Below are 7,804 nucleotides of genomic sequence, written 5' to 3' on the forward strand. Positions count from 1 at the left end.
CCAGGGCGTGACATGCAGCATGCCGTTGCCGTGGCGCTGCGCGAGCCCGGCCAGCCGGCGCAGCGCCGCCGCGTCGAGACGGCCGAGCGGCGGCTGGCCGCCGACGTGCGACAGGCCCGCTTCCCGCTGCGGGTGCGCGCCGACACGCAGTGACGCGTCGGCGCGCTGAGGCCGTTGCCAGTCGTGCAGCGTTGCATCGCGCGTGAGTGGGAAGTCGATGTAGCGTTGCGCATGCAGTAGCAGTGCGTCCGCGCAATGCGTGGCCAGCAGATCGCGCATGCGGGTCGTGTCGGCGGTGGCGAGATCGACGAACGTGTGCAGCAATGCGCGCACGAGCGCGAGCACCTGTGACGGCGAAACCGCAGCCAGTGCGCCGGTGCCGTTCGGGTTCGCGTCGCCAGCGTCGCCGATGTTCGAGCTTGGCCCCGGGCATCCGGCCAGGCCGAACACGAAGCGGATTTCGTCTGCGTCAGCGGATGCCGCGAGCCACACATCATGCGGATGATCGATGCGCGCGAGCCGTTCGCCACCATCGACAAGCAACGCGAATTTCGGCGACAGCGCCGCACAGCGCGCGTCGCTTTGCAGCAGCGCGAGCAGATCGTCGCACAGCGGTGCGGTGTCGATCAGTGCATACGGGTCGCGCCCGGCGGCCGGGCTGATCATCACGTTGCGCACGTCGTCGGCGTAGCTCGGTGCTGCGCTGACGTGGTTCGCGCCGTTGGCCGCCGAAGCGGACGACGCAATCGAAGCCGGCCCCAACCCCGCGCGAATCAACGCCGCGCTCAATGCCGGCTCATGCCCTTCGCGTACGCCGCGCAGTTGCAGATTCGCACGATTGGTCAGCTCCATCACGCCGCTCGCGTGCCGCGTGCTCGCATCGGCGATCGCTCGTGCCTGCGGCGCATTCAGCACACCGCCTGGCAGCTTGATCCGGCAGATGCCGCCATCGCGCGCGGCGACGATGCGCAGCAGCCCCGGACACGCGGACGGCCGCGGCGTCGTGGCTGCATCGGGTAAAACAGTGGAGGGGGAAGCTCGATTCAAGACGGACACCACAGGTAGCGTCGCGCGACGGCCCGAGCAAGCCGCATCGCGGAGCTTGCTGCGGCATCGGTACACCCCGCCCGATGTTGGCTGGCACGAACAGTTTCGCCGGCAGGTCTCCTGGCTCGCAGGTCATCATCCGTCGCGGCCTTCCCGGTCAAACCAGTGGCGCGTAGCGCAGACGGACTCGCTGCATACAGTTGCGGGGGCAGCCACATTCATTGCTGTGTTCCCTCTTCGGCCCCGAAGGGCACCGGCGGCTGTATTATGCCTTTTTTCGAATCGCGTAACGACGCTGGACGCTTTGACTGGCGCGGCTCGGCGCACTTTTGACGACACCGATGAGGATGGATGCATGCCGGCCTGGCTGACCGTAGTGGGCATTGGCGACGACGGCTTCGCCGGTTTAGGACGGCCCGCGCGGCGTGCTTTGCTGGCAGCGTCGGTCGTGTACGGCGGCGAGCGGCATCTGGCGATGCTGCCCGCGCGTGTGGCCGCGCGCCGCGCCGCGTGGCCGCGTCCGTTCGATCTGGCGCCGTTGCTCGCCGAGCGTCCGCGCGCGGTGTGCGTGCTCGCGAGCGGCGACCCGATGCTGTTCGGCGTCGGCGCGACGCTCGCGCGGCAGTTGCCGGCCGGCGAATTGTGCGTGCTGCCGGCGCCGTCATCGTTGTCGCTCGCGGCCGCGCGGCTCGGCTGGCCTTTGCAGGAGGTCGCGACCGTGTCGCTGGTGGGACGCCCGCTCGCCGCGCTAAACGCGCATCTGCACGACGGCGCGCGCATCTTCGTGCTGAGCGCGGATGGCCGCACGCCCGCGGCACTCGCGGCGGCGCTCGCCGCGCGCGGTTTCGGCGCGACCCGGATGAGCGTGCTCGAACATCTCGGCGGCGAACTGGAGCGGCGCATCGATGGGCGCGTCGATCAATGGCCGCCCGGCGAATTGGCGGCGCTCAATCTGATCGCGCTCGAATGCCGCGCGTCGGCGCACGCGCCGCGTCTGCCGCTGACTTGTGGCCTGCCTGACGACGCATTCATCCACGACGGCCAGTTGACCAAACGCGATGTCCGCGCGATCACGCTCGCGCGCCTCGCTCCGGCGCCCGGCGAATTGCTGTGGGATGTTGGCGCCGGTAGCGGCTCGATCGGCATCGAATGGATGCGCGCGCATCCGGGCTGCCACGCGATCGCGATCGAGGCAAACGACGCACGGCAATGCTTTATCGAGCGCAATCGCGACGCTTTGGGCGTGCCCGGTCTGCAACTCGTGGCCGGCCACGCACCCGCCGCGTTGGACGGTCTGCCGGCGCCGCATGCGGTGTTTATCGGCGGCGGCGTGACCGAACCGGGCGTACTAGACACCTGCTGGGCCCAGCTGCGCGACGGCGGGCGGCTCGTTGCCAACGCGGTCACGCTGCAAGGCGAAGCGGTGCTCGCCGCGTGGCGCGAACGGCATGGCGGCACGCTGACCCGCATCGCGCTCGCGCATGCGCAACCGCTCGGCGGCTTCGATACGTGGCGTCAGGCGTTGCCGGTCACATTGCTGGAAGTGGCGAAGCCCGCGCATTCATCGGCCGATTCGTGATGCGCGAAGAAAGCCCCGAACAACCCGCGCCGCTGCGCAGCGGCTACACGACCGGTAGCTGCGCGACCGCGACATCGCTCGCCGCCGCCCGCTTGCTGCTCGTAGGCGAGGCGAGCGACGTCGCGGAAATCGTGCTGCCGAAGGGCCAGCGCGTGGCGATGCGGCTCACGTTCTGCCGGCTGATCGAAGCCGGCGCGCAAGCTGAGCGAATCGCGGAAGCGGGCACGATCAAGGATGCCGGCGACGACCCCGACGTGACCCACGGCGCGCTCGTGTTCGCGCGCGTGCGGCTCATGGACGAGCCGGGCGTGGTCTTTCGCGCCGGACCGGGTGTCGGCACGGTCACGCGTGCAGGCTTGACGCTGCCGGTCGGCGCGGCGGCGATCAATCCGGTCCCGCGTCAGATGATGACCCAGCACCTGAGCGAACTTGCCGCGCAGCATGCGTATCGCGGCGGCTTCGAGGTGACGATCGGCATCGAAGGCGGCGAGCAGTTGGCGCTGAAAACGATGAACCCACGTCTCGGTATTCTCGGCGGACTGTCGATACTCGGCACCACCGGGATCGTGCGGCCGTTTTCGTGCTCCGCGTATATCGCATCGATCCATCAGGGCATCGACGTCGCGCGCGCGAACGGCTACGCGCATGTGGCCGCCTGCACCGGCAACGCCAGCGAAGACGCGATGCGCGCGCACTACGGGCTGCCCGATATCGCGCTGATCGAGATGGGCGATTTCGTGGGCGCGGTGCTCAAGCATATGAAGCGCGCGCCGGTCGAGCGCCTGAGCCTCTGCGGCGGCTTCGGCAAGCTCAGCAAGCTCGCGGCGGGGCATCTCGATCTGCATAGCCGTCATTCGAGCATCGACCTCGAACAGCTCGCGACATGGGCTGCTTCGCACGGTGCGGACGCTGCATTGCAAGCGGCGATGCGCGAGGCCAACACCAGCCAGCAGGCGCTCGCGTTGGCGCACGCAAAGCAGGTGCCACTCGGCGACATCGTCTGTCAGCGCGCGTTGGCCGTCGCGCGCGAGATCGTGCCGGCGCGGGTCAGCGTCGAAACTTTCGCCATCGACCGCCAGGGCAAATTCGTCGGAGTCGCGCGGTGACTCGCATTCTGCTGCTCGGCGGCACCGGCGACGCGTTGAAGATTGCGCGTCAGCTTCGGCCCATCGATGTGTATAGTCTGGCGGGACTCGGCCAGGTGCCGGACGATCTCGCGTGTGCGGTGCGAGTCGGCGGTTTTGGCGGCAGCGAAGGGCTTGCGCGTTACCTCGCAAGCGAACGGATCGGGCTCGTAATCGACGCGACGCATCCGTATGCCGCCCAGATCAGCGCGAACGCCGCGCGGGCGTGTCGCGCGGCGGGCGTGTCGTGCTGGGCGCTGCGCCGTCGCGCCTGGCAGCCGCAAGCCGGTGACGACTGGCGCACGGTTAGCGACTGGAACGAACTGATCGCGGCGCTCGCATCGTTCAGGCGACCGTTTTTCACGCTTGGCCGCGAACCGCTTGCTCATCTCGACGAGATTCCGCCGTATCAGTTCTGGACCGTGCGCTGCCTGGAGTCGCACCCGGACACTGCGCGCTCGCGCGTGATGGCGGCGCGCGGCCCGTTCACGCTCGATGGCGAGCGCGCGCTGTTCGCGCTGCAACGGTTCGACGTGGTCGTCACCAAGAACAGTGGCGGCGCCGCGACCGAGGCGAAACTCGACGTCGCGCGCGAGCGCGGCTTGCCGCTCGTGATGTTGCGCCGGCCGGCTATGGCGGAAGTCGACCATGAATTCGCGACGGTCGCCGGTCTGCTCGACGCGCTGCGCGCGCACACCGGCAATGAATCGAGCGGGCGATGAACCCATCAGGCCACAAGCCATTGAATCGAAACTGGAGTAGCGCATGACGGTGTTCTTTATCGGCGCGGGTCCTGGGGACCCGGAGCTGATCACGGTGAAAGGGCAGCGCCTCGTGCGTACCTGCCCGGTGATTCTGTATGCGGGGTCGCTGGTGCCGGCTGCGGTGCTCGACGGGCATCGCGCCGAACAGGTCGTCAACACCGCGGAGCTCGATCTCGACCAGATCGTCGAGCTACTCGCGGCCGCGCATGCGAAGGGCCAGCACGTCGCGCGCGTGCATTCAGGCGATCCGTCGCTGTACGGCGCGATCGGCGAACAGATCCGCCGGCTGCGCGAGCTGCGTATCCCGTACGAGATCGTGCCCGGCGTGACCGCGACGGCGGCTTGCGCGGCGGCGCTCGGCTGCGAGCTGACGCTGCCCGGCATCTCGCAGACGCTGATCCTGACGCGCTACGCGAGCAAGACGGCGATGCCCGACGGTGAGCAACTGGGCGATCTCGCGCGGCATCGCGCGTCGATGGCGATTCATCTTGGCGTGCGGCATCTCGCCCGCATCGTCGACGAGTTGCGGCCTCATTACGGCGGCGCGTGTCCGATCGCGGTGATCTATCGCGCGAGCTGGCCGGACGAGGAGAAGATCACCGGCACGCTCGACGATATCGTCGGCAAGGTGCAAGGCAGCGCGATCGAACGCACCGCGCTGATCCTGGTCGGGCAGGTGCTGGCCGCCGAGGGCTTCGCGGACTCGACGTTGTACGCGAAGGGCGGCTGAGCGCCGGTTTCGCCGCTCGGCGCGAAAATCCGCAAGTTCTGCACCGCATTGCCTTGAGGTCCCCGTTATCCTGGCGCGATGATGAAGCCCAGCACCGAACGTGATTACCGCAGACGGATCGCTCGCGTGGTCGAGGCGATCCTGCTCGAGCCCGGCGCGCCGCATACGCTCGACAGCCTGGCGGCGCTCGCGCATCTGTCGCCGTATCACTTTCATCGCGTTTATCGCGCGGTGATGGGAGAAAGCGTGGTCGAGACCGTCAAGCGGCTGCGGCTTGCCGAGGCCGCGCAGCGTTTGACCGACGCCGCGCAGGTGACCGCGGTCGCGCATGATGCCGGGTATGACAGTGCGCAGGCGTTTGCGCGTGCGTTTCGCGGTTTTACCGGCGTGTCGCCGAGCGAGTTCCGGGCGCGCCAGCGGCACCTGGTCGCGCATGCGGCTGGCGCGAATGCGCTGGCCGCCGCGTCTTCGCTATCCGCCGCGACGGCTTCGTCCATGCGACGGCGCGCGGCGTCGGCGTGCGCGGCGACGGGCGGCCGGAGCACGGCGGGCGACCCGAGCGGCACGGCGGACCTGCCGGCTGTCGAGGTCGCCGAACTGGCGCCGCTCGACGTGCTTTGTCTGCGCCATGACGGCCCGGTCGCGACGATCGCCCAGACGTTCCGCGCGCTGATGACGATGCTGCGTGGCGCGGACGATCCGCTGCTGTATCAGCGCGTCGGCATCTGCACCCGCGACGCCACGGTGCCGGGTGGTTTTCGCTATCACGCAGCCATTGCCAGCGTGTCGCAGTGGGGACCAGACGATGCGCGCCCGCGGATTGAGCGCTCGCGGACTGTGCAGAGCGGCCCGGCGGCGCCCGGAGAGCACGCACAGCACGCCGAGCACCCACAGCACCCACAGCACCTACAGCACCGAGAGCACCGAGAGCACCGAGAGCACCGAGAGCACCGAGAGCACCGAGAGCACCGAGAGCACCGAGAGCACGCGCAACAAGTCGAGCCGCTGCGGCTTGCCGGCGGCCTGTATGCGGTGCACCGGCTGGTCGGCCCGTACGCGCTGATCTCGCCGACCTTTCGCGCGCTCAACAGCGGCTGGCTGCCGCGCAGCGGCTATACGCGCGATCAGCGGCCCGCGCTCGAACTGTATCGAAGCTCGCCGGGTGCCGGCCCGCAGCACACCTGCATCACCGATCTGCTGATTCCCATTCGCAAGGACTGACCATGCTGCGTCGAGGCTGTGCCGCGCTTTTGCGCGCGGTCGCGTTGTCGATCGGGTGCCTGTTCGCCGCAGTGCTGGCGGTGCTCGCGGGGCTGGCGTTCAGCGCCACTGCTCAGGCTCAAGCCCACGCTCAACCGGGCTCTGATGCCGTAGCCGATTCCGCCGGCTGGCACGTCGGCGAGACCGTGCGCGTGTTCCATCCGGCGGTGGCGCGCAACTGGCGCGGCGCGCAAACACATGCTCTGATCACGCGCATCTGGTATCCGGCCGACGCGGCGCAGCACGAGACCGCTCACGATTTCGGGCGGCCCTGCCATCCGATCTTCAGCGGTCATCCCGCCGCCGACGATGTGCCGCTTTCCAGTGCTCACGCCCAGTATCCGTTGCTGCTGCTGTCGCACGGCACCGGCGGCAGCGCGGACAGCCTCGACTGGCTCGCGGCATCGCTGGCCGCGCACGGCTACATCGTCGCGGGCGTCAATCATCCGGGCAACACCGCGCTGGAGCCGCTGACGCGCGACGGCTTCATGCTCTGGTGGGAACGCGCGACCGACGTCAGCGAAGTACTCGACGGCGTGCTTGCCGATCCACGCTTCGGCCCGCGCGTCGACCCGGCGCGAATCGGCGCGCTGGGCTTTTCGCTCGGCGGCTATACGGTGCTGGAACTGGCGGGCGCGCGCACCGATCTGGCCGCGTTCGAACGCTTCTGCACGTCGCCGGCCGCGGACGCGATCTGCATGCCGCCGGAAGCGGCCAAGCTCGCCCGGGAGCCAGGCGCGGCTAGCCTTACGCTCGACGCGCTGTCGCCCGACACGAAGGCATCGCGCGCACGCTCGGGCGACTCGTATCGCGATCCGCGGATCAACGCGGCATTCGCGATCGCCCCCGCGTTGGGCGAGGCATTCGACAGCGGCTCGTTCGCCGGCGTGACGATCCCGGTTGCACTGTTAGCGGGAGGCGCTGACGTGACCGCGCCAATCGACACGAACATCCGCCGTATCGGCGCTCTGATGCCGCAAGCGACGGTCACGATCGTGCCCGGTGCGTCGCACTACACGTTCCTGGACCGGTGCGAGCCGGCGGTCGTCGAGCATCTGGCGTTGATCTGCAAGGACGCACCGGGCGTCGATCGCGCGGCCGTTCACGCGCAAACGGCCGCACGGGTGCGCGATTTCTTTACGGCCGCGTTGCCGGCAGGCCATTCGTAGCGGAAGGGCGCCAACGCTTGTGCCCCGCACGAGCCGCTGCGTCGCCATGAGCGCGCAGCGGTCACTTCGCGCATTCGCCGCGCGTACCGCGCGGTTCAGTCTTCCAGCGGCGACAATGCTTCGATCGGCAC

Annotated in this window: 7 protein-coding genes and 1 riboswitch; of the genes, 6 read left to right on the forward strand and 1 reads right to left on the reverse strand. The window is 69.0% G+C overall.

Annotated elements, in window-relative coordinates:
- Positions 1-1,056 (reverse strand): oxidoreductase (locus VGH68_RS22160; RefSeq protein ID WP_331605856.1); only part of this gene is annotated, 1,056 nt, incomplete at its 3' end.
- Between the two features lie 84 nt (positions 1,057-1,140).
- Positions 1,141-1,320: riboswitch (cobalamin riboswitch) on the reverse strand.
- A gap of 82 nt (positions 1,321-1,402) precedes the next feature.
- Here VGH68_RS22160 and cbiE point away from each other — a divergent pair.
- The 6 genes from cbiE to VGH68_RS22190 all read left to right on the forward strand — a co-directional run bounded on the left by cbiE (position 1,403) and on the right by VGH68_RS22190 (position 7,673).
- Positions 1,403-2,626 carry a precorrin-6y C5,15-methyltransferase (decarboxylating) subunit CbiE gene (gene cbiE, locus VGH68_RS22165; protein WP_331605857.1) on the forward strand — a complete coding sequence of 408 codons (1,224 nt, stop codon included), beginning with the start codon at positions 1,403-1,405 and terminating at the stop codon, positions 2,624-2,626.
- Positions 2,626-3,732, forward strand: a complete 1,107-nt coding sequence (locus VGH68_RS22170; RefSeq protein ID WP_331605858.1) for a cobalt-precorrin-5B (C(1))-methyltransferase — start codon at positions 2,626-2,628, stop codon at positions 3,730-3,732. Before cbiE ends, VGH68_RS22170 begins: the two co-directional genes overlap by 1 nt.
- The gene (locus VGH68_RS22175; protein ID WP_331605860.1) at positions 3,729-4,472 is read left to right on the forward strand and encodes a cobalt-precorrin-6A reductase; all 744 of its coding nucleotides are present in this window, start codon (positions 3,729-3,731) and stop codon (positions 4,470-4,472) included. Before VGH68_RS22170 ends, VGH68_RS22175 begins: the two co-directional genes overlap by 4 nt.
- 43 nt (positions 4,473-4,515) lie before the next feature.
- Positions 4,516-5,244 (forward strand): precorrin-4 C(11)-methyltransferase, encoded by a 729-nt coding sequence (gene cobM / locus VGH68_RS22180; protein ID WP_331605861.1) that lies wholly within the window; start codon positions 4,516-4,518, stop codon positions 5,242-5,244.
- Positions 5,245-5,322: 78 nt separating this feature from the next.
- Entirely contained in the window at positions 5,323-6,465 is a 1,143-nt protein-coding gene (locus VGH68_RS22185) for an AraC family transcriptional regulator (protein ID WP_331605862.1), read from the forward strand.
- A gap of 2 nt (positions 6,466-6,467) precedes the next feature.
- The gene (locus tag VGH68_RS22190) at positions 6,468-7,673 is read left to right on the forward strand and encodes an alpha/beta hydrolase family protein (protein WP_331605863.1); all 1,206 of its coding nucleotides are present in this window, start codon (positions 6,468-6,470) and stop codon (positions 7,671-7,673) included.
- The last annotated feature ends 131 nt before the right edge of the window (positions 7,674-7,804 follow it).

It is taken from the genome of Paraburkholderia sp. (genome assembly GCF_036488505.1).
Lineage (GTDB): Bacteria > Pseudomonadota > Gammaproteobacteria > Burkholderiales > Burkholderiaceae > Paraburkholderia.

Coding starts and splice junctions, on each gene's coding strand:
- cbiE (WP_331605857.1), top strand. CDS start 1,403: ATGCCGGCCTGGCTGACCGTAGTGGGCATTGGCGACGACGGCTTCGCC.
- cobM (WP_331605861.1), top strand. CDS start 4,516: ATGACGGTGTTCTTTATCGGCGCGGGTCCTGGGGACCCGGAGCTGATC.
- VGH68_RS22185 (WP_331605862.1), top strand. CDS start 5,323: ATGATGAAGCCCAGCACCGAACGTGATTACCGCAGACGGATCGCTCGC.
- VGH68_RS22170 (WP_331605858.1), top strand. CDS start 2,626: ATGCGCGAAGAAAGCCCCGAACAACCCGCGCCGCTGCGCAGCGGCTAC.
- VGH68_RS22190 (WP_331605863.1), top strand. CDS start 6,468: ATGCTGCGTCGAGGCTGTGCCGCGCTTTTGCGCGCGGTCGCGTTGTCG.